Source organism: Acidimicrobiia bacterium, assembly GCA_040880805.1.
Taxonomy (GTDB): Bacteria; Actinomycetota; Acidimicrobiia; order IMCC26256; family DASPTH01; genus DASPTH01.
Genome location: JBBDHW010000062.1, coordinates 1 through 20,100, shown reverse-complemented (window position 1 = coordinate 20,100; position 20,100 = coordinate 1). Strand labels below are relative to the sequence as shown.

Here is a 20,100-nt window from a genome sequence, read left to right as displayed (position 1 = left end):
CCGTCGCGTCGTGGTCGACGTCGACGGAGCGCCGTTCGTTGATCCGGCGGCCGAAGCCGATCTGTCGATGCAGACCCAGTAGCTCCTCAGCACTCTGAGGGCAGCTTGCGGACCAGGGAAATGTTGGTTGACGCGGCACTACAGCCAGTCGCGGTGCTTGAACCAGTAGTAGAGCCCGAAGGTCAGCGCGGTCATCAAGGCGAGCGCGAACACATAGCCATACTCCCAATGCAGCATCGGGATGTTGGGAAAGTTCATCCCGTAGATCGACGCGATGAGGGTTGCGACGATCAGGATCGCGCCCCACGACGTCATCTTCTTCATCACCTCGTTGAGGCGATTGGAGATGACGGCGAGGTCGGCTTCGAGCAGACCGGTGAGCAGATCCCGCTGTGATTCGATGAGATCGATCACCCGGAGGAGACGGTCGTAGAGGTCTTGGAAGTGGACGATGGCCTCTTCGCTGACGAACGACACCTCCCGTCGGATAATCGCGTTCAGCACCTCTCGCACCGGTGCGGCCGAGCGTCGGAACAGCATGAGGTCTCTGCGGAGCGAGAACACGTCACGTGGGATACCGGCGCCTCGCTTGTCGGCGAAGACGATCTCTTCGACACGCTCGAGGTGCTCGTCGATGGCGTCGTTGACGTTGAAGTAGCGGTCGATGATCACGTCGAAGAGCGCCCACAGCAGGAAGCCTTCCTCCGTTTTGCTGTGCTCCGTGCGCTGAAGCTCGAACTCGCGCGCGACCGCTGCGACGTCGACCGGCGTGCTCCCTTCGGTGGGATGGCGCACCGTGACCAACCATCCCGGTCCCATGACGAGGTCGATCTCTCGGCGCTCGAGACCGCGGCCGCGGAACTCGCAGTCGTGGATGGCCACGTGGAAGTAGTCGCCGTAGCGCAGCAGCTTGGTGGATTGCTCCGGGTTGGTCAACGCGTCGACCACGACCGGTCCGATGCCGAGCTGCTTCCTCAGCCACTCGAGATCGGCGGGCGCCGGCGACGCGCAATCGACCCAGACGACCGCGTGGACCGGGTCGACTGCGGAACCGAGCTGGTCGGGCTCGACCTCGGTGCGTCCCTCGACCCCGCTGACGTAACGCCACGCCGTGATCACTCCCGGCGAGACTACGCACGCGGGCGGCGCGAGGCGTGGAGTGTGCCCGGTACGATCTGCCTGTGGCTACGAGCCTGGCGGAGTTCACAGCTGAACAGCTGCGCGCCGAGGCGCTCGCATGGCTGCGCGAGAACCTGCCGGCGGGCTGGATCGAGGCGATCGATGCCGGCGACGACGAACGCCTCGCCGCGCTGCCTGCGACGCTCGACGTGGACCACTGGTGGGTGCGGCTCGGCGAGGCCGGGTACGCGACACCCACGTGGCCGGCGGAATACGGCGCAGGTTTGTCGCTGTCACCGCTCCAAGCGCGCCAGGTCGGCGAGGTGATCGACCGCTACCGCGTGCCGCGGCCCTGGAACATCCTCGGCATCGGCATGGGCGGGCCCACGGTGATCGAGTGGGGTACGGAGGACCAGAAGCACCGCTACTTGCGCGGCATCGCCACGAACCAAGACATCTGGTGCCAGCTCTTCAGCGAGCCCGGCGCGGGCTCCGACGTCGCCGGTCTCAGCACGAGTGCAGTGCGCGACGGCGACGAGTGGATCGTGAACGGTCAGAAGGTCTGGACCACGCTCGGTCACGTCGCGAAGTACGGGATGCTCGTTGCCCGTACCAATCCGAATCAACCAAAACACCGCGGGCTCAGCTACTTCATCGTCGACATGCACGCGCCGGGTGTGGAGGTGAGGCCGCTCGTACAGATCACCGGTGATGCCGAGTTCAACGAGGTCTTCTTCACCGACTCGCGTGTTCCCGACTCCGCTCGGATCGGCCCCGAGGGCGAGGGATGGCGGGTGGCGCTCACCACCCTGATGAACGAGAGGGTCTCGCTGTCGGGCGCGGGCTCGGCCGGCGGTGAGGCCGTCGGCGGGAACTCGGTCGCACGGCTGATCGAGCGGCACCGTCCGGTCGTCGATCTGCGAATCCGGCAACGGCTCGCGCAGGCGTGGATCGACGGCCGGCTGATCCGGCTCAACAACCAGCGCGCCGCCGACAAGCGCCGGAGTGGGGACGAGGTCGGGCCGGAAGGCTCGATCACGAAGCTCCAACAGGCGACGTACAACCAACGGCTGCAGAAGCTCGCGGTCGACCTCGAAGGCCCATTTGGGGTCGCGTGGGAGGGCGGGGGACTCGAGCAGACAACGCGTTCTCAAACGTTCGATCCTGCCGCGGGCGACGATCATCTCGGCATCGCGCGCGGCTTCCTGCGCGCGCAGGCCAACACCATCGAGGGTGGCACGTCCGACATCATGCGCAACATCCTCGGCGAGCGTGTGCTCGGTCTGGCGAAGGAGCCCGATGTGTCGCGCGACCTTCCCTGGAAGGACGTCCCCCGCTAGGCGCTCGCGCCTCACCATCGGTCGCTCACTACGAGCCGGGGTACCCGGCTCGTAGCCGTTCGCTCCTCACCATGGGTCGCTCACTACGAGCCGGGGTACCCGGCTCGTAGCCGTTCGCTCCTAGCGCTTGCAGCGCGTGCCCGCGCGAGGTAGACGGCCACTCAGCAGGTAGCGGTCGACGGCACGGTTGATGCAGCCGTTCTTCGTGTAGGCGGTGTGCTCGGTGCTCACGAACGTGAGGAGACGGGACCCGTCGATCCGACCAACCAGATCGCGGGCGCCCGGGTAGGGAGTGGCCGGATCGCCCGTGGTTCCCACGATGAGGACCGGCGCAACGCCCGAGGCCCGCACGTCGCCGAGCAACTCGGACTCAGCCGCTCTCGGAAGTCGCGCGTCGCATCCGAGGGGCACGTCGGTGGCGTAGCCACCGAGGAACGGATAGTCCTGCGAGGCTCGGTTGTACTCGGCGACGTACGACTCGAAGCTCTCCATCGGATCGGGTTGATCCGCACACACGATGATCCCCGACGACTCGCCGATGCTGTCGTACGTGCCGTCGTCGCGTCGGCCGTTATAAGAGTCGGCGAGCAACTGCAGCACCGTTCCGTCGCCGTGCTTGGCGAGGTCGAGCGCGTCGGCGAGGTTCGGCCATCCGAACTCCTCGTCGTACAGACCGGAGAGGACCGCGGTATAGAACGCCGCGACCCCGGCGCGACGCCGGGAACGTCGTCCGTTCTCGCCGTAGACGGGAAGGGTCAGACCGCCCTCGAACCGGTCGCGGAGCTTGGTGAGCGCGGCGCGGGGATGTCCGTCGGATCGAAACGCACACTCGCTGTCGTGCGCGCAATGGTCGAGGAAGTCGTGGAGTGCACGCTCGAAGGCCGCGGTGGAGTCGTCGAGGTCGCCCGCGCTGTCGGCAGAGAAGTCGACGGGCCCGTCGAGCACCAGCCGACCGACGTGTTCGGGGAACTGCTGCGCGTAGACGGAACCGATCACGGTACCGTAGGAGTAGCCGAGGTACGTGAGTGCGCGGTCACCGAGCGCGGCCCGGAGCACATCGAGGTCGCGAGCGACATTCCGGCTCCCGACGCGCGCGAGCCAGGAGCCGAATCGGTCCACGCACGCCTGCACGAAGTCGATGCCGCCCTCGGTCCCGTCGTAGAACGCACGCAGCTCGGCGTCGGTGTCGGGGGTCGGATCCGTGGCGTAGAGCTCGTCGGTGGTTGCGTCGTCGATGCAGTCGACGGGACGGGACTTCCCCGTGCCGCGTGGGTCGAAGCTCACGAGGTCGTAACGCTCGCGGATCTCCGTCGGCACGTCGGCAGCGAAGTCGCGCAGCGTGTGGGCGCCGGGGTCGCCCGGACCGCCGAAGTTGATCACCAACGAGCCGATTCGGTGTTCCGGATCGAGGGCGCGCCGGCGTGCAACCTCGATGCGAGTGTGTTCGCCCTCGGGACTCGCGTAGTCGACCGGCACCATGATCGAGCCGCACTGGAACGCTCGCCCGCACGCTCGCCAATGGATCGTCGACTGGTCGACCGCCGACCGCGTCGAAGCCGTGATTTCGAGAGGAGCGGCGAGCGTGAAGACGACGAGCGCGACCAGCGCGGCGGAGACCCGGGACACCGGTGGAATGTACCGGCGCGGTGGGGAGCGGTAGGTTCACGCGGTGGCCCAGTTCCTGAGTGCCGAGTGGCTCGACGCGGTGCGCGCCGCGGTGCCATCGGTCGGCGGAGCAAGCGTCGAGTGCGCGGTGACGGGGAGCCCCAATGGAGAAGTGAAGCTGTACGCGAAGGGTGCCGAGGTCGGCCTCGGCGGCCTCAGTGACGCCGACGTCTCGTTGACGGTCCCGTATGCGGATGCAATGGCAATCGCACGAGGAGAACTCGAGCCGAGCGTGGCGTTCATGCAAGGACGCATGAAGACGGCAGGTGATCCTGGGAAACTGCTCGACCTGCTCGTCTCCACTGCCACGTCTGCCTTCCGAGAAGGACTCGAGCGCGTCGCGAGCTCTACCGAGTTCTAGAAGCGAACGGCCGCGGGCCGGGTACCCCGGCTCGTCGTGAGCGACCCATGGTCAGGGTTCAGCCGGCGCGCTGGAGTTCGTGGAGCTCGCGCCAAGCGATCAGGGTTGCGTCAGCGCGAGCGACGAGGTCGCGGAGCGACGGATCGCGGCACAGGTACGCGTGGTCCTCGACCCTTCCGGCCCAGTCGGCGCACGCAGCGCGCAGCTCATCGCTGTCGACCGCGGGATGGAGACAGATCTCGGTGACTCCGGGCTCGAGCTCGAACAGCAGTCGCTCGACGCGCCGTTGTGCACCAGGCGGGCACACGAGGACCCGGTCGGGGAACACTGCGCCCTCTTCGGCGGCGAGACGCCGAAACGGGAACCCGGCGATACGCTCACCCTCACTGTCGCCGAGCCGCATCGGAAGACCGAACTCGACCGCAAGCTCGAGGTAGACGTCGAAGAAATCGGGCCGTTGCTCGAGCGTGCCGAGGTGGCTGTCGACATGGCTCACGTCGAAGCCCCACACGATGGCGCGCTCGATCTGCGCACGACACTCCCGCCGGACCTCGTCGAGGTCGGCGTGGTCCCACGCGTCCTCGATCGTGCGAGGAAAACCGCCGTCGCCGTCGAGCAAGCTGGGTGAATGCGTGATCGGTCCCCACCGGTAGGCCTCGTGCTCGGCGTTCAGCGTGAGCTGCACGCCGACGTCTTCACCTCGATAGAGCGCCGCGGCGTCACGCGCCCACGGGCAGGGGACCATCAGGGACGCGCTCGTTGCGACGCCGTCACGCACGGCTTCGTAGATCGCGACGTTCGCCGAATGCGTAAAGCCGAGATCGACGCAGGTGACGATCAGCAGTTTGGCGTCGGGCGCGTACCCGAGTCGCTCGGCGAGCGTTCCCATCGCGACCAGATCGTACTGCCGGGACTCCGCCACCCGATCCGGCAGCTCCCGGCATCTAGCCTCAGCCTGGTGCGCCTCGTTCTCGTTGCCTGCGTGTTCGCGCTCGCGCTCGGGGCGTGTGACGGCAGTTCCTCACAGACCGGGTCGACGACCAGCACCACTACTGGCTCGACCGGCACACCCGCCGGGCCGTGCCCGACGTTCCACGGCACCACTGCACGCGCCGCGTCGGTGGGACCGCGTCCCATCGGGTTCCTGACCGACGCAACCGCGGGCGTCGCCGGCTGTCTCGACCAGGTCATGTTCAGCTTCCGGTCGTTGGGGAACGGGACACCTCCCGGCTACGTGGTGGAGTACAAGGACCCACCGTTCTCCGACGGCGATCCCCCGCGCGAGTTCTCGCTGGACGGCGCGGCGTTCCTCTCCGTGACGATCGCACCGGCGGCGAGCTTCGACGTGACACAGGAGGACCATCCCCGAACGTACTTCGGCAACCTCTTGCTGCAGTACGACGACCACCACCACCTGGTGCTCGTCCGCAAGTTCGACGATGCGCTCGGGACCGTGCGGTGGGTGATCGCGCTCGACGGCAAGCGACCGTTCGTGGTCGACTCCGCGGCCGATCCCACGCGCATCACCGTCTACATCGGCTGAGGCGCCAAGAGCGGGAGACTCAGCGCTCCGTGAGGTCGAGCACGATCTTGCCGAACACCGCGTCGGCCGCAAGCAGGTCGTAGGCCTCCGGAGCACCTTCGAGCGGGAAGGTACGGGCGACGACCGGTGCCACCCGACCGTCGGCGAGCAACGGCACGACGTCGCGCGCGAAAGCCTCGGTAGCCGCTGTCTTCTCGGCGATATCGCGCGCGCGGAGCACGGTGCCGTGCACTCTGAGGCGCTTGCCCATCAGCAGGCTGATCTCGAGCTCGGCGCGACCTCCGGCCTGCGATGCGACCATCACGATGCGCCCGAGCCGGGCGGCAGCGCGCACGTCGGTGACGAGGTAGTTGCCGCCGACGAGGTCGATGGTGACGTCGATCGGTCCGGCCGCGGCCGTGATCGCGTCGGCGAGCGCGACCGGGTCGAGGTCGCGAGGCGCCACGATCGCGTGGTCGAGCCCGAGCGCGCGGCACTGCTCGAGCTTCTCGGGCGTGCGTGAGGTGCCGACGACAGTGCAGCTCATCGCGTGGGCGAGCTGGATCGCGGCGGTACCTACACCGGAGCCGGCGGCGTGGACGAGCACCACTTCGCCCGGTTCGAGGGTCGCTTGCGTGACCATCGCGTCGTGTGCCGTGACGAACACTTCGGGGATCCCGCCCGCGGCGACGAGGTCGAGTGCGTCGGGCACACGGACGCAGTGCGCGGCCGGCACCGTGAGCAGCTCGGCCTGCCCGCCTCCACCCACGAGGCCGAACACCGGGTCGCCGAGGGTGAGCGCGTCGACGCCGGAGCCGAGCGCGGCAACCTCCCCTGAGAACTCGAGCCCGGGGATGTCGGCGGGCACGCCCGGCGGTGCGGGGTAGAAGCCGGCGCGCTGCGCGAGATCGGCACGGTTCAGGCCTGCGCCGTGCACGCGCACCAGCACTTCGCCGGCCTGTGGCTCCGGATCCGGACGCGTCTCGACCACGAGCTGCTGATCCGCAACGACGAGCGCGCGCACAGGCGGAGGCTACCTACCTATGCGCTCGTTCGCTGCGAGCCGGGATACCCGGCTCTCGGGCGCTCGCTCGCTGGCGAGCAACTCGACTCGCTCCGCTCGCTCGTCGCCGCATCCGCCGGACCGCGATTGATTCTTCCAGTACTTTGCGGGTGTGATCGCGCCCGCGCTCGCCTTCCTCGACGACGAGGGCGGGGAGGTGGTACTCGACGTCGACGAGGCCGCCGCGCTGCTGGCGCTCACCGACAACCTCGACGCAGCGACCGTTTCGGCCTGTCCGAGGTGCCGGAGCCGGATCGTGGCCGTCGTCGCGCTGGTCGACGTGCTCGGTGAGGCGCCGCCGTTCTCGCGTAGCTCGGAGCTCATCGAGCTTGCCGACGAAGCACCCACGCTGCATCTCTACGTGCGCGATCTCACCTCATCGTGTGTTCACGACATGTGGCGAGACCCGGGTTACGACGAGTGGAGTGAAGCGATCGACGACCTGGTGCAGTCGTAGCGGCGCGCTTCGTCGGCAGGCCCTTAGCGCGGAACCCTCGGGCGTTTGAACTCGTTGAGGGAGCTCCACGTGAGGAACTCGAGCATGCGCTCGAGGTCTTCCACGTTGCCGCGATCCATGAAGCGCACGAACGCGGCCTGGCCGTTTTCGAGGTAGGTCGGCACCCCGAACACGCCGTACTTGTCGACGCACTCGGTGTGCTCCGCCTGGAGCGTCTTGAGCGGTCGACCGCTCCACGCTTCCTCCGCCACCGCGTCGGCATCCAGCCCGACCGAAGCGACCGCTTCCTTCAGCACGTCTTCGTCGGCGAGTTGCTTGCCGTGCTCGTGGCGCGCGGCGAAGAGCGCGAGGTGCGCGTCGAAGAAATCGTCCGAGAACGCGTCGCGCACGGCGATCCCGTAGAGCAACGAGCGCATCCCGGTGCCCCACTCCTCGGGCTCCCGCTCCCACATCGGGGGCTCCTCCTCGGGGACGTGCACCTGATCGAGCGAGAACGGCACGAAGCGGAAGTCGATCTGGTTGCCGTCGCGGATCGCATTGATCACCGCGAGGCTGCCGTTGTAGGCGAAGGGACAGCGGTAGTCGAACGTGACGGCGACGGAGCGGGCCACTGTAGAACCTCCCGTTGGGGCGACGCCTTCGAGGCTACTGCACAACCTCGCAGAGCACGGTGGGGTGGTCGGTGGGGAGCGAGAGGACGAGGAGGTCGTTAGCCGTGCCCGCGCTCACCACCTGGTCGTGGTCGCCGGGGAGCAAAGAACCCACGGTCTCTCCTTCTACGTTGCGCCCGTCGCGCAGGCGGAGGACGAGCGGCCCCTCACCGCGGACGCGGAACGTGCCGGGCCCGTCGAGACGAAGCACAAGCTCGTTACCGGGCCGAGCGCGGGCGACGACGCAACCTTCGGTGTCGGTGGTCGTGCTGATCCGTCGCGCCGACTCGATGTGCGCCACGGCGCGCGTGGGAACCACCGGGTCGGGACCGACGACGAGGTCGAGCCGGGCGAGCACCGTCAGACGGTCGGCTGCCGTTGCCTCGTCGAGTGGGGGCAGCTTTCCGTCGTGGTCCATCTGGACGATCTCGCCGACACTCACCTGGGGCTCGAACACGTTCAACGGCCGGCTCAGCAGGAACTTCCGACTGCCGCGCGCCAACGCCGCGGTCGCGAGAACCGCGCCACGATCGCTCCGCTTGCCGGGTCTGGCCAGGTCGGTCCAGTAATCGAGCTTTCGGGCCTGAGCGACGACGAGCACGATCGTGATCGCCGCGAGCAGCATCCTCCGGCCGTTGCTGCCCCGGAACAGGCTCTGGGACGCGAGCGCGACCACCGGGAGAACGAAGGCGATCGTGACGTAGGCGTACCTCGACGTCGCAGGATCTACCGAGAACACCTCGCGACCAAAGACCACTCCCAGGTTCCCGCGGCGGTACCCCGTCGCCGCGAGGAACGTGATGCCGCCGATCGCGAGTGCCACGGGGACGATGAGATGGCTGGTGTCGCGTCCCCGCACGAGGCGGACGGCGAGCCACACGAGGGTCGCGACCACGACCAGCGTCCCCACCACCTGGATGCGCGCGATGTCGCCGAGCGCGTCGGTGAGACCGTTCCACACGAATTTGGGAACCGCGCGGGGTGCAGGCTTCGCGACGAATGGTTCGGAACGCCCGTACGCGAGATACCACCAGCCGTAAAGCGCAGCCGGGACCGCGACCGTGAGCACGGTGACTCGCCAGCCGCGTCGTACGAATGCAATCAACGCGACCGCGACCAGCATCGGTAGTGCGACGCCTGAGCACATCACCGCGGCCGAGAGAAGCGCAGCCGCGATCGCATCCCGACGGGTGAAGCGTGCTCCCGACTCGGGTGTGACGAGGATCGCGCCCAAGCCGAGCGCGATCGGCGAGATGAGCTGGACCTGCCATGCGTTGGTGAGGTTCTCGAAACCTGTGCCCGCGGCCGCGAACACCGCACACGCACACGTCGCCACCCAGCCGTCGACCTGCGAACCCACCATGACGTGCCAGAGCAGGACGACGATCGCGAGATGCACGATGATGACCATCGCGATGTACGGCCAGTACGAGTGCAGCCCGAACACCGAATAGAGCCCACGGAACGCGAGGATCGGCAGTGTCGACCAGTGCTCGTAGTGCGGCTCGAACAGCCCCAGGTGCCCGGGACCAGAGGTCAGCCCGCGATCGGTGATGATGAACCACTCGTCACCACCGAACCACAGGCCGCGCGCGTTGTAGACGAGGAAGACTCCCGCGAGCAGCACGACGGCGTAGAGACCGCGCCGAGCCGCACCGTCGGGATCGTCGCGCGCGCGGTTCTGTTCGTGCGGATCGTTCCTGTCGGTGATCGAGTCTGTGGCGGGCACGCGCATCGTCAGAGCGGCAGGACGCGACGCGCCACCGCGCCCATCGCCACGCCGAGCGCGGCACCCACCAGCACATCGGAAGCGTGGTGCATCTTCACGTACACGCGGCTCGTGGCGACGAGGCCGGCGAGCACGAAGAACGCGGGAGCGAGCGGCGAGTTGTGCAACAGCATCGCGGCGGTGAACGCCGACGCCGCATGGCCCGATGGGAAGGAGCTCGAGATCGGCCGGTGCATCCCGTAGGGGAGTGGCTCGTGGGGCTGGATGTCGTGCTCGGGCCTGACGCGCCGGAAGCACATCTTGATCGGGCCGTTGGTGAGTGCCGACTCGACACCCATCGACGCTCCGAGCTTCAGGGCGATCTCCGGGGCGCCGCGCCGCGCTGCGCGCAGGCTGCCGATCGAGAGCCAGAGGAGCCCGTGGTCGGCGGCCGACGAGAGACCGTAGAAGAGTGGGTCGAGCATCGGGCTCCGGACCCGGTCGAACCAGGAGTCGACCGCGTCGTCGAGCGCCTGCACGCGTGTGACGGCCCCGGCGGTACGACCGTTGCGCAGCAGCGGCATCGATGCAGCCTACGTGCGTCGATTTCTCAGAAATTGACTTGTCAAGCGCACGCGGATGTTCTATTGTGACGTTTCGCACGCCTCCTCCGGGGGTTGGTAGCGGAAATGGGGCCCGAGATATTTCGGGTTTTCTATGGCGTGCTATTTCCGCTTGCAATCGGGTCGTACTTGTCGTACCTTCCCGACGTGCCCTTCCGCTCGGCCCTTTCCGAGGTTTCCTCGCGCGGTTCGGCGCGCCGATTCCACCGAGGTAGCCCGCCGGTCGTTCCGCCGTTTTCCCACCTCTCGCGCATCAACCTTCGCCGGTGTATTCACCAATGCCGTCTTCGGCTTTCTGCCCCGAGCTGACGGTGGATCGTGTGACGCGGCTCACCGTGGTGCCCTTCTTCGCCGACGGGCACTGCGCGGTGATCCGCACGAACGGCGGCGGGTTCGAGCTCCCGAGCGGCGAGGTGCGGCCCGGTGAGGACTACGTGCTCGACTCGGCGCTGCGGATCGCCGCCCCAGACCGCATGCGTGGTGATCGCACCATGACCGCATGGGCGCCGCCAATCCGGAAGGTCACCGCGCTCATCACGCGCCCCGGTCCAGCCGGGCCGGAGCTCCTGGTGTTCGATCACGGGCTCGCCGGCATCCAACTCCCGTCCGGCACCGTCGAGGAGGGCGAGAGCTTCGCGGCGGCCGCGCTCCGCGAGGGATGGGAAGAGACCGGTGCCCTCGGCCTCGAGCTCGTTCGCGAGTTGGCGGTCATCAATCGCCAATTCGTCGGCCCGACTGGCGTGGTCGACTGTGACGTCACCGCCGACGGTCGCGCCTACCCGCGCGGGAACCACTTGAAGATCCTCCGCGTGGAGGGCGACGAAGCAGTCGCCGAGCTGTGGGATGGCACTCCGGTCGATCTCGCGACGACGCTGATCGCCAGGGCGGAGGAGCGACACATCTTCCATCTCCGGGCCACCGTCGAAATGTCCGACGAGTGGGATGTCGTGACGCCCGACGGTGGCGGAGTCGTCTGGACGTGCTTCTGGGCTCCCGTTGACGAGGCCTACGCGACGGTCCACGAGTGGGGGCGCGACTGGCTCGACGCGGCACGTCCCGCGCTCGACGAGTCAGCGGCAAGAGATCCCGAGCCTCGCGCGCGTCCCCCGTTGCCGCCGGAGTTCGACGAAGCGGACGTGTTCGAGCAGTTCCACGCGCCGCCGTTCGGCGGCCGGTTGGTCGTGCTCGCCGTCGTGGAGGCGTGCGATCCGGAAGCATGCACCCGTGCTCACGGCATCTGTGCCACCGAAACCGGCGAGATCGTCTTGATCTCGGGCGAGGACGGGCTTTGGGACCTCCCAGGCGGCGGGAAGGAGGTCGGCGAAACCACCGCCGAGACCTTCGCTCGTGAAGTCTGGGGAAGAGGCCTGCTCGCACGTCGTCGAATCGCATCTTCTGTTTGGCCTGCGCTTCGTGGAGCTGGACGAGCACGGAAGTGTCCACCACGGCGGTGTCCACGCAAAGATGTGGGCTCGGGTCGAGCTCGAGGAGTGGAACCCGCAGTTCGAGATGACCCGACGGCGATTGGTGTCTCCCGACGAAGCCGTCGACCTCTGCACCTTCTCGAACCTCACGCGCCGAATGATGGCCCGCGCCGCGCGCCGAGATCCGATGCTCGCGTGGGAGCCCGAGTGAGCGCGTTACCGGAGCCCGGCGAAGAAGTCGTCTTCGGGGACGGGCGCGCCCGTTGTGTCGCGTTCGCGGATGAACGACTCGGAACCGAACGCCTTCGCGAACGCTTCCTCGGGGAACCGCAGGAAGAACGAACCGTCGAGCTGGCTCGCGTGTGCCGCCAGCGCCGCGCGCTTCTGCGCGGCGTACGCGCTGCCGTCGATGAATGTGGTGATGAGCGACTCGTCGACGCCGAACGGCCGCGGCGGTTGCTCGGGCTGACCCGGTTCTGTGGGTGTGGGCGGTGGGGCTTGCGGAAGTTGCGGCATCTCGATGCCGTACTCCTCGGCGATCTCGCGCATGCGCTCACGCCACGACCGTGGCCGCGCGATCAGGTACAGCTTGTCGGGGATGTCGCACGCGTCGAGCGCGGCGATCGTGACGTCGTGCGCCTTGAGGTGGTCGGGGTGGTTGTAGCCCGAGTTGGCGAAGTACGTGACCACCACTTGCGGGCGGAACTGCTCGAAGAGCTCGATCAGGCGTGCGGCGACGACGTCGTCAGGCTGATGGTGGAACGCGCGTGGGTCCTCGTTCTGCGTCCAGTCCCTCATGCCCGAGTCGCGATAGCCGAGAACCTCTGTATGCGACACGCCGAGCGCCTCGGTTGCCACCTTCAGCTCGCCGAGTCGGATGCGGGCGACGTCGTCGGGATCGTGGCCCTCCTGGTCGGGCTTGATCTTTCCCGGCGCGTCTCCGAACTCGCCGTTGGTGCACGTGACGAGCACGGTGCGCACGCCCTCCGCCGAATAGCGGGCAAGGGAGCCGCCGGTACTGTTCGACTCGTCGTCGGGGTGCGCGTGCACCGCCATCAGCGTGAGCTCTGCCATGCGCACAGCTTGCCTGATCACGAGCGAGGATCCCAAGGATGACCGACGAGCTTGCGGTGGAGCAGGCCGTCGTCGGCACCGCGTACGACGCGCTCGCGGCGATGCAGGCCCGCACCCAGCACGTGTTCGACCAGATCATGTCGACCGGTGGCTTCCAGGACCTCGACCACGAGGTTGCGATGCGCCGCCGGATCGCACTGCTCGGCGACTCGCCCCGCCCACTGCTGTTCGGGCGAATCAACCAGGAAGACGGCAACCAGTGGTACATCGGGCGCCGGCACGTGGAGGACGAGCGCTCTGATCCCGTGGTGGTCGAGTGGCGCACGCCTGTCGCCGAGCCCTTCTACCAAGCGCGGCCGGGTGACGCGCGGGGCCTCCTGCGGCGGCGCCATCTCATGGTCGAAGCGCGGCAGGTGCTGTCGATCGCCGACGACGTGTTCGGAGAGGGCGCGGCCGAACTGGGTGGGGTCCGCCTCCGCGGTGGCGACGCGTTGCTCGCCGAGCTCGAACGCGCGCGCACCGGTGTGATGCTCGACATCGTCGCGACGATCCAGGTGGAGCAGGACGAGGTGATCCGCGCACCACTTCCCGGTGTGCTGACGGTGCAGGGGGGTCCGGGCACCGGCAAGACGGCCATCGGTCTTCACCGCGCCGCCTATCTCCTCTACAACCATCCCGAGCTGGCGCGTGCGGAGGTGATGGTGCTCGGTCCGAGCCGTGCCTTCTTGGGGTACATCGCGCAGGTGCTGCCGTCGCTCGGCGAGGAAGCGGTCCTCCAGGTGACGCTCGCTGATCTCGTACCCGACGTTCGGGTCCGCGCTGCCGACTCGGTGGCGGCGCAGCTCGTGAAGGGCGACGCACGCATGGCGGCTGTGATCGCGAACGCAGTTTTGGGCCGGCGCCGTCGCCTCGAGCAGGGATTCGTTGTGCGGTTCGGGCTCCAACGCGCGGCAATCGAACCAGAGGAGGTGAACGCGCTCGTCGACGAGCAAGTCGCGCGCGGTATGCCGTACAAGGTGGGACGGGCCGCGCTCCGCACTCGGCTCGTGAACTTCGCGTACCGCCGGATGGGACTCCTCGAGTCGGACCCGCACGACATCACGCGCGCGATCCGGGCCGATCCCGCGGTGCGGGGCGCGCTCGACGCGGTGTGGCCCGCGGTCTCGCCGTCCGCGCTGATCCGCGATCTGCTGTCGGACGTCGACCAGCTCGCGATCTGCGCCGACGGGACGCTTGACTCCGAAGAACAGCGCGCGATCCGGCGCGTCCGCAATGCACCGTGGACCGCGGCCGATCTCGCGCTCGTCGACGAGGCCCGCGAGCTCCTCGAGGGTCACACGTCCACCTACGGCCACGTCATCGTCGACGAGGCGCAGGATCTCTCGCCGATGCAGCTGCGGATGATCGGTCGGCGCTCACCCGCGGGATCGGTGACCGTCTTGGGCGATCTCGCACAGGCGACGGCCGCGTGGACCCATGCCTCATGGGCCGACGTGACGGCCCACCTCCCGACTCCAGAAGGTTCGCGCAGCCGTGACCTCACGCTCGGCTACCGCGTACCCGGCCTCGTGCTCGACTTCGCGGCGCGACTGCTCCCCGAGGCGGCGCCGATGGTGCTGCCGACGGAGTCGGTGCGTGTGGGCCGACGCGCGCCCCGCGTGCTCGCCGTTGGCCGCGACCACCTCTTCGAGACGGCCGTCGACGAAGCGGTCGCGCTCGAGCGCGAAGGGTTCCTCGTGGGTTGCATCGTCGCCGCCGAGCACGAAGCCGGTGCTGCGCAGGCATTCACCGCAGGCGGCGTGGAGTTCGGCACGCCCGAGCGCGACGGCATCCTGAAACGGATCACCGTGCTCCCGGCAGCGACGGTCAAGGGCCTCGAGTTCGACGCGATCGTGGTGGTGGAACCCGCCGCGATCGCGGGCGATACCGCGCGCGGGCTGCGCCTGCTCTACGTGGCGCTCACGCGACCGATCCAACACCTCACCGTGGTGCACGCCGAGCCGTTGCCAGCCGCGCTCGAGGCAGTCAGGCGCTGACGAGTGGGAGCGTGGGCGAGATCACCGTGCCCGGACCTCGGAGTTCGGCGGCGTCGAGCGGGTCACCGCCGTGTGCGGGGCAGTACGGGCGGAACGTGCAGAAGTCGCAGAGGCGACCCGGGTGGGGGCGGAAGTCGTCGCGCTCGCATGCGGTCGCGATCGCCGACCACATCGCAACGGTCTTGCGCTCGACGCCGGTGATCGACTGGTCGCTCGGCGTGGCGATGATCGCCTCGGGCTTGGAGAGGTAGAACAGCTGCACGCGCGCGGGGCGCTTGCCGAACGTGCGCTCGCAGAGCAGCGCGTACATGTGCACGCCGCTCAGGCTCTTGGCCTCCCACAGCTCGCTCGGCACCGAGCCGGTCTTGTAGTCGGTGACGACGAGCTCGCCCACTTCGTCGAGCTCCAGACGGTCGATCACACCGCGCAGCCGGACCTTGCCGAGGTTTGCCTCGAGCTTCAGCTCCAAACCGATCGGCCGCACCGTGCGCGGGTCTTCGAGCTCGAAGTAGTGGCGGACCAGCGACTCGGAGTTTGCGTGGAACGCCGCCCACTCATCGTCGCCGAGCACGAGGCCGGTGAAGTCGGGGTGCGGGGCGAGCTCGACACGAGCCCGCTCGAGGTCGGCGAGTGCGGCATCGAGAGTGCGCTCCTCGGAGGGGCGATCGAGGAGGAGCTCGAGGGCCCGGTGCACGAGCGTGCCCTTGGTGGTCCACGGCGACGGCGGCTCCGGGAGGCGCTCGATGTAGGAGAAGCGGAACGCGAGCGGGCACTCTTTGAACGACGAGCAGGCGCTCGGCGACAGTGACCAGGGGGGTGCGAAGCTCATCGGATCGGACAGTACCGCCGGGGTGTGACATTGACGTGGACCCCGGTAACGTCCCGCCGGTAGGGAGTCAGGTCGAAGGGGAGCGGGAATGCGAATCGATGGGCTGGTCGGTGGGTCGTTCGACGAGGTCGGCGCGAGAGCTGCCGCGCTCGAGGCGGCCGGGTACGACGGCGCGTTCACGGCGGAGACCGCCCACGACCCGTTCCTCGAACTCGTGGTCGCGGCGCAGCACACCGAGCGGATCGAGCTCGGCACCGCGATCGCCGTCGCGTTCGCGCGCACGCCGATGACGCTCGGCGTCACCGCCAACGACCTCCAACGCGCGTCGAAGGGCCGGCTCGTCCTCGGCCTCGGAAGCCAGATCAAGCCGCACATCGAACGGCGGTTCTCGATGCCGTGGTCGCACCCCGCACCGCGCATGCGCGAGTTCGTGCTGGCGATGCGCGCCATCTGGGCGTCGTGGAACGACGGCACCAAACTCGACTTCCGCGGCGACTTCTACCAGCACACGCTGATGACGCCGTTCTTCAATCCAGGGCCGAACCCGTACGGCACCCCGAAGGTGTGGCTCGCGGCGGTTGGTCCGCACATGACTCAGGTGGCGGGAGAAGTCGCCGATGGCATGATCCTGCACGGCTTCACCACGGAGCGGTACGTGCGAGAGGTCACGCTCCCCGCGCTCGAACGGGGTTTCGGGCGTGCCGGGCGCACGCGCGAGGGCTTCGAGGTGGGTGGGCCGATCTTCGTCGTGACCGGCGAGAACGAAGAGGCGTTCGCCGCGGCCCGGCAGGCGACGCAGCAACAGATCGCGTTCTACGGCTCCACGCCCGCGTACCGCGGGGTGCTCGAGCTCCACGGATGGGGCGAGATCGGCGACGAGCTCAACACGATGTCGAAGCGCGGGGAGTGGGTCGAGATGGGTGAGCTGATCACCGACGACATCCTCGAGGCGTTCGCTGTGGTCGCCGAGCCCGACGACGTCGCGCCGATGCTCCGCGCGCGCTACGGCCCGCTCGTCGACCGGATCAGCTTCTACACGCCGTACGCCTTGGAGTCCGAGCAGTCGCGGGCGATGATCGCGGCGATGAAGGACTGACCACGGAGCCGAGCGACGCGTCCTCGGAGGTCGCCGCGGCCAACGCCGCGTTCTACGCCGCGCTCGAAGCCTGTGACGTCGACGCGATGGCCGACGTGTGGGAGCACTCCGAACGGATCGTGGTGACGCACCCGGGGTGGCCCATGCTCCGTGGGTGGTCGGACGTGGCCGAGTCGTGGGCGGCGATCTTCCGCAACACCAACTTCATCCAGTTCGTCATCACCGACGAGGAGCGCACGGTGGCCGGCGCGACCGCGTGGGTCACCGCCGAAGAGAACATCCTCCAGGCCACGGGAGCGAGCGGCGAGTCCATTGCAGAAAGCGCGAACCTCTCGGGCTCGCGTGCGGCGGTCACCAACATCTTCGTGCACGACGGCACGCGCTGGCTCATGGTCGTGCACCACGCGTCGCCCATGGGCGGGTAGTGGGGGGAGTTGAGTCAGGGCAGCTGTGACGTGATCCAGGCGTCGAGCGCGGGGCCGCTCTCGAAGCTGGCGATCAGCGCGTAGCGGGGCGCGTCGGCGGGGTGGCACACGACGTGCCAGAGCCGCTGCGTGTCGAGCACGAACCGCGCGCCACGGTGGAGCGGGAGCCGGATTTCGGTTGACGGGTCGGGAAGACCGTCGGGCCCCTGCTCCATGAGGATCATGAAGCTGTCGGGAAAGTCGGTGAGCTCGGCCCACGAGCGCACGACCCATCCGTCGGTGTCGGGATTGAAGCGGTTGTTGTCGTCGCGGTGGATCTGGCGCAGCGCGTCGTCGTAGCCCTGGGGTTCGAGCTTGATCGTGCGGACGCGCCCGAAGTCGGCACCGACCGACTCGACCTCGGCGACGAGCGTGGGACACCGCGCCGCGTTCGACGTGAACCGGCCGCCCTTGTCGGGGCGCGGGTCGTCTTCCTTCCAAAAGCCGCGGCAGTCGAGCTCGCCGTCGGCGGTGGCGATCGGAGCGAAGTTCGTGTCGCCACCACTCTTCCAGTCCATGTACTCGAGCGCGAGGTACTCCGACTCCGGGATGGGCGGGTCGAGATCGCGGAGGACGACGTAGCCGCGCTCGGCGAGCGCGTCGAGGCGAGGATGAGGAGTGTCGAGCGGGATGTCGGTGGACCAGTGCGGGGTGCGCAGCCAGTGCTCGGCGACGGCCATGGCTCGAGTGTAGGAACTCAACCGGGGAGGAGCGTGAACGCATCGCAGTGGCGGGGGCGCACCACCGAGAAGTGGCGGCGGTCGAACGTGGCCACCTTGGTCTCGCCCAGCCGTTCGCAGATCGCGATCACCGACGCGTCGACGAGGCCCAGGCGAAGGTCGTTGTACTGCGCCTCGAGCTCGGCGGCACGGAGCAGGTCGTCCGACGAGAGGGACTCGATCTGGTAAGCGCCGTCCGCGACGTCCTGTGCGAACTCGCGAACGATGGCGACCGAAGCCTGCTTGCGGAGCCAGTAATCGATCTCGACGAGGTTGGGCGCGGGGATCACGAACGCCTCGTGGCTCGCATCGAACACGGCTTGCGCCAAGAGGTGTCGGTGGTCGTTGCTGTCGAGGTAGGCGACGACAGGTCCCGTGTCGAGGACGAGCGCCATCAGCTCTCGTACGGCGTGGCGGCCGGGGAGTCTTCGTCGTCGACCGAGAGTTGTGAGAGCGATGGCGAACCAGGCGGACTTGCGAAGAGGCCTCCGCGAGGTCTGCGTTGCGCCCGTAGTTCCATCGCCCGTTCGTGGACGAGCTCACGCAGGAGCTGGGCCATCGAGATGCCGCGGATCCGTGCCTCGGTCTCGAGGGTCATGAGGTCGTCGGCCTCTGCGGACAGGGTGGTGCGGCGAATCGACATGCATCTGATTCTAGCATCAGATGCTTGCACCATCACCCCCTCGGATATGCTCCTTGGCCGGAGAACATGCCGCGGTGCCAGCGGCGGGGTGTGAGCACCGCGGCCCGGGGATAGTCCTCGAACATCCAGCGGGCGAAGTTGCGGCGCGTCCACGGCGTGAGGCCGGCGGCGCGGATCGTGGCGCGCGCGCCCAAGGGCGAGCGCAAGAGGTGCTGCAGCGTCCGCGCGAACCAGAGGTCGGTTCCGAGCGAACGCTCCACGTCGCGTTGGTAGCGAGCATTGACAGCCGAGGGCGTGGCATCGCTTTCGATCGCGCGGGCGGCCAACATCCCGGTGTCGAGTGCCTGCGCGATCCCTTCACCCGTCATGGGGTCGACGACGTTCGCCGCATCACCCGCGAAGAGGACGCGACCGTGCGCGAGGCGCGCCGAATCGAAGGACGCGGGAATCGGCCAGGCCCGATGCGGACCGTCGGCCACGGCTCGCGGCCCGAGGATGTCGCGCAACTTCGGGCCGTTCAGGACGTCGCGCCACTGGGCCGCGAGCTGCTTGCCTGCGCGCACACCGCTGCGTTCGTCGCGCAGCACGCCGAAACCCACGTTGGCGCGCCCATCGCCCACTGGAAACACCCACGCATAGCCGGGCAGGAGCTCCGGGTCGAACAACACCCACATCCGGTCGTCGTCGACACCACGGAAGTACTGGCGGAACGCGTGCCAGGTGCCGAGCTCGGCGCTGGGCTCGCGGGCTCCGTCGAGCATGCGCCGCACGGGGGAGTAGTGACCGTCGGCCGCGACGATCCACTGCGCGTGGACCACGCCACCGTCGTCGAGGTCGACGTCGACCGCTTCGCCCACCAGTCGGAGGTGGGTCACGCCGACGCCGTCGCGAACCGTCACGCCCTCGTCTCGCGCACAGGCGACGAGGGCGGCGTCGAGCTCCGCGCGTTGCACGACGCCTGCGAACTCACCGTTGGCTGGTAGCGGGAGGACGACCTCGCGGCCGCTCGGCGACACCAGTACGGTCTCGCGCACCGACGCGTACGACGGCAGCTTGCGGACGTCGAGCCCGAGTGACTCCAGGGCCCGGAGCGCCCCGGCGGTGAGGCCGTCGCCGCAGGTCTTGTCCCTCGGAAACCTGGCTTTGTCGACGACGAGGACGTCGAGCCCGAGGCCGCGTGCCTCGATCGCAGCGGCTGCGCCGGCGGGCCCGGCCCCGACGACGAGCACCTCCACGTTTACTGGCACGTTTACTGGCATGTCTGCTGGGACGTGGGCTGGGACGTGGGCTGGGACGTGGGCTGGGAC

General features: G+C 68.4%; 21 protein-coding genes and 1 pseudogene. 9 read left to right on the top strand and 13 right to left on the bottom strand.

Features of this window, described 5'->3' with window-relative positions; translation table 11 throughout:
* Positions 1-138: 138 nt before the first annotated feature.
* A complete protein-coding gene (corA, locus tag WD271_16680; GenBank protein ID MEX1009456.1) occupies positions 139-1,119 on the bottom strand; it encodes a magnesium/cobalt transporter CorA in 981 nt (326 codons plus the stop codon).
* Positions 1,120-1,181: 62 nt separating this feature from the next.
* Between corA and WD271_16675 the strand changes: the two genes are divergently transcribed.
* Positions 1,182-2,459, top strand: a complete 1,278-nt coding sequence (locus tag WD271_16675; GenBank protein ID MEX1009455.1) for an acyl-CoA dehydrogenase family protein — start codon at positions 1,182-1,184, stop codon at positions 2,457-2,459.
* A gap of 120 nt (positions 2,460-2,579) precedes the next feature.
* Here WD271_16675 and WD271_16670 read toward each other — a convergent pair whose 3' ends face one another.
* Positions 2,580-4,085: an alpha/beta hydrolase gene (locus WD271_16670; GenBank protein MEX1009454.1), complete on the bottom strand. Its 1,506-nt coding sequence runs from the start codon at positions 4,083-4,085 to the stop codon at positions 2,580-2,582.
* A 43-nt stretch (positions 4,086-4,128) separates the two neighbouring features.
* Between WD271_16670 and WD271_16665 the strand changes: the two genes are divergently transcribed.
* The gene (locus WD271_16665; protein ID MEX1009453.1) at positions 4,129-4,485 is read left to right on the top strand and encodes an SCP2 sterol-binding domain-containing protein; all 357 of its coding nucleotides are present in this window, start codon (positions 4,129-4,131) and stop codon (positions 4,483-4,485) included.
* Between the two features lie 58 nt (positions 4,486-4,543).
* Here WD271_16665 and WD271_16660 read toward each other — a convergent pair whose 3' ends face one another.
* Entirely contained in the window at positions 4,544-5,374 is an 831-nt protein-coding gene (locus tag WD271_16660; protein MEX1009452.1) for a polysaccharide deacetylase family protein, read from the bottom strand.
* A 69-nt stretch (positions 5,375-5,443) separates the two neighbouring features.
* On the opposite strand from WD271_16660, the gene WD271_16655 reads away from it, so the two are divergent.
* On the top strand, positions 5,444-6,028 hold the full coding sequence (locus WD271_16655) for a hypothetical protein (protein MEX1009451.1): 585 nt from the start codon (positions 5,444-5,446) through the stop codon (positions 6,026-6,028).
* Positions 6,029-6,047: 19 nt separating this feature from the next.
* On the opposite strand, the gene WD271_16650 is transcribed toward WD271_16655, so the two are convergent.
* On the bottom strand, positions 6,048-7,031 hold the full coding sequence (locus tag WD271_16650; GenBank protein MEX1009450.1) for an NAD(P)H-quinone oxidoreductase: 984 nt from the start codon (positions 7,029-7,031) through the stop codon (positions 6,048-6,050).
* A gap of 151 nt (positions 7,032-7,182) precedes the next feature.
* On the opposite strand from WD271_16650, the gene WD271_16645 reads away from it, so the two are divergent.
* A complete protein-coding gene (locus WD271_16645) occupies positions 7,183-7,527 on the top strand; it encodes a hypothetical protein (GenBank protein ID MEX1009449.1) in 345 nt (114 codons plus the stop codon).
* Between the two features lie 23 nt (positions 7,528-7,550).
* Here the strand turns inward: WD271_16645 and WD271_16640 are convergent, their stop codons facing one another.
* Genes WD271_16640 through WD271_16630 form a run of 3 tightly spaced genes read right to left on the bottom strand, consistent with a single transcriptional unit; the run spans position 7,551 to position 10,469 of the window.
* On the bottom strand, positions 7,551-8,138 hold the full coding sequence (locus WD271_16640) for a DsbA family protein (GenBank protein MEX1009448.1): 588 nt from the start codon (positions 8,136-8,138) through the stop codon (positions 7,551-7,553).
* 34 nt (positions 8,139-8,172) lie between these two features.
* Positions 8,173-9,906, bottom strand: a complete 1,734-nt coding sequence (locus WD271_16635; GenBank protein MEX1009447.1) for a hypothetical protein — start codon at positions 9,904-9,906, stop codon at positions 8,173-8,175.
* Positions 9,907-9,914: 8 nt separating this feature from the next.
* Entirely contained in the window at positions 9,915-10,469 is a 555-nt protein-coding gene (locus WD271_16630) for a phosphatase PAP2 family protein (GenBank protein ID MEX1009446.1), read from the bottom strand.
* A 317-nt stretch (positions 10,470-10,786) separates the two neighbouring features.
* Between WD271_16630 and WD271_16625 the strand changes: the two are divergent.
* Positions 10,787-11,173: pseudogene (locus tag WD271_16625) on the top strand (NUDIX domain-containing protein).
* 748 nt (positions 11,174-11,921) lie between these two features.
* Positions 11,922-12,143, top strand: coding sequence for a hypothetical protein (locus tag WD271_16620; protein MEX1009445.1), 222 nt, complete (start codon positions 11,922-11,924; stop codon positions 12,141-12,143).
* A gap of 5 nt (positions 12,144-12,148) precedes the next feature.
* On the opposite strand, the gene WD271_16615 is transcribed toward WD271_16620, so the two are convergent.
* A complete protein-coding gene (locus tag WD271_16615) occupies positions 12,149-13,006 on the bottom strand; it encodes a PIG-L family deacetylase (GenBank protein ID MEX1009444.1) in 858 nt (285 codons plus the stop codon).
* Positions 13,007-13,044: 38 nt separating this feature from the next.
* Between WD271_16615 and WD271_16610 the strand changes: the two genes are divergently transcribed.
* Complete coding sequence (locus WD271_16610) at positions 13,045-15,042, top strand: UvrD-helicase domain-containing protein (protein MEX1009443.1); 1,998 nt, start codon at positions 13,045-13,047, stop codon at positions 15,040-15,042.
* Here WD271_16610 and WD271_16605 read toward each other — a convergent pair.
* A complete protein-coding gene (locus WD271_16605; protein ID MEX1009442.1) occupies positions 15,032-15,871 on the bottom strand; it encodes a PD-(D/E)XK nuclease family protein in 840 nt (279 codons plus the stop codon). The genes WD271_16610 and WD271_16605 overlap by 11 nt on opposite strands.
* Before the next feature lie 88 nt (positions 15,872-15,959).
* On the opposite strand from WD271_16605, the gene WD271_16600 reads away from it, so the two are divergent.
* Together WD271_16600 and WD271_16595 are read left to right on the top strand one after the other, a co-directional pair.
* Positions 15,960-16,967 (top strand): LLM class F420-dependent oxidoreductase, encoded by a 1,008-nt coding sequence (locus WD271_16600; GenBank protein ID MEX1009441.1) that lies wholly within the window; start codon positions 15,960-15,962, stop codon positions 16,965-16,967.
* Positions 16,964-17,392 (top strand): nuclear transport factor 2 family protein, encoded by a 429-nt coding sequence (locus WD271_16595; protein ID MEX1009440.1) that lies wholly within the window; start codon positions 16,964-16,966, stop codon positions 17,390-17,392. Before WD271_16600 ends, WD271_16595 begins: the two co-directional genes overlap by 4 nt.
* A gap of 14 nt (positions 17,393-17,406) precedes the next feature.
* Here WD271_16595 and WD271_16590 read toward each other — a convergent pair whose 3' ends face one another.
* Genes WD271_16590 through WD271_16575 form a run of 4 tightly spaced genes read right to left on the bottom strand, consistent with a single transcriptional unit; the run spans position 17,407 to position 20,028 of the window.
* A complete protein-coding gene (locus tag WD271_16590) occupies positions 17,407-18,111 on the bottom strand; it encodes a hypothetical protein (protein MEX1009439.1) in 705 nt (234 codons plus the stop codon).
* 17 nt (positions 18,112-18,128) lie between these two features.
* Entirely contained in the window at positions 18,129-18,545 is a 417-nt protein-coding gene (locus WD271_16585; protein ID MEX1009438.1) for a PIN domain-containing protein, read from the bottom strand.
* Positions 18,545-18,793 (bottom strand): hypothetical protein, encoded by a 249-nt coding sequence (locus WD271_16580; protein MEX1009437.1) that lies wholly within the window; start codon positions 18,791-18,793, stop codon positions 18,545-18,547. The genes WD271_16585 and WD271_16580 overlap by 1 nt, the downstream gene beginning before the upstream one ends.
* Positions 18,794-18,825: 32 nt before the next feature.
* Positions 18,826-20,028 (bottom strand): geranylgeranyl reductase family protein, encoded by a 1,203-nt coding sequence (locus WD271_16575; GenBank protein ID MEX1009436.1) that lies wholly within the window; start codon positions 20,026-20,028, stop codon positions 18,826-18,828.
* Positions 20,029-20,100: the final 72 nt, after the last annotated feature.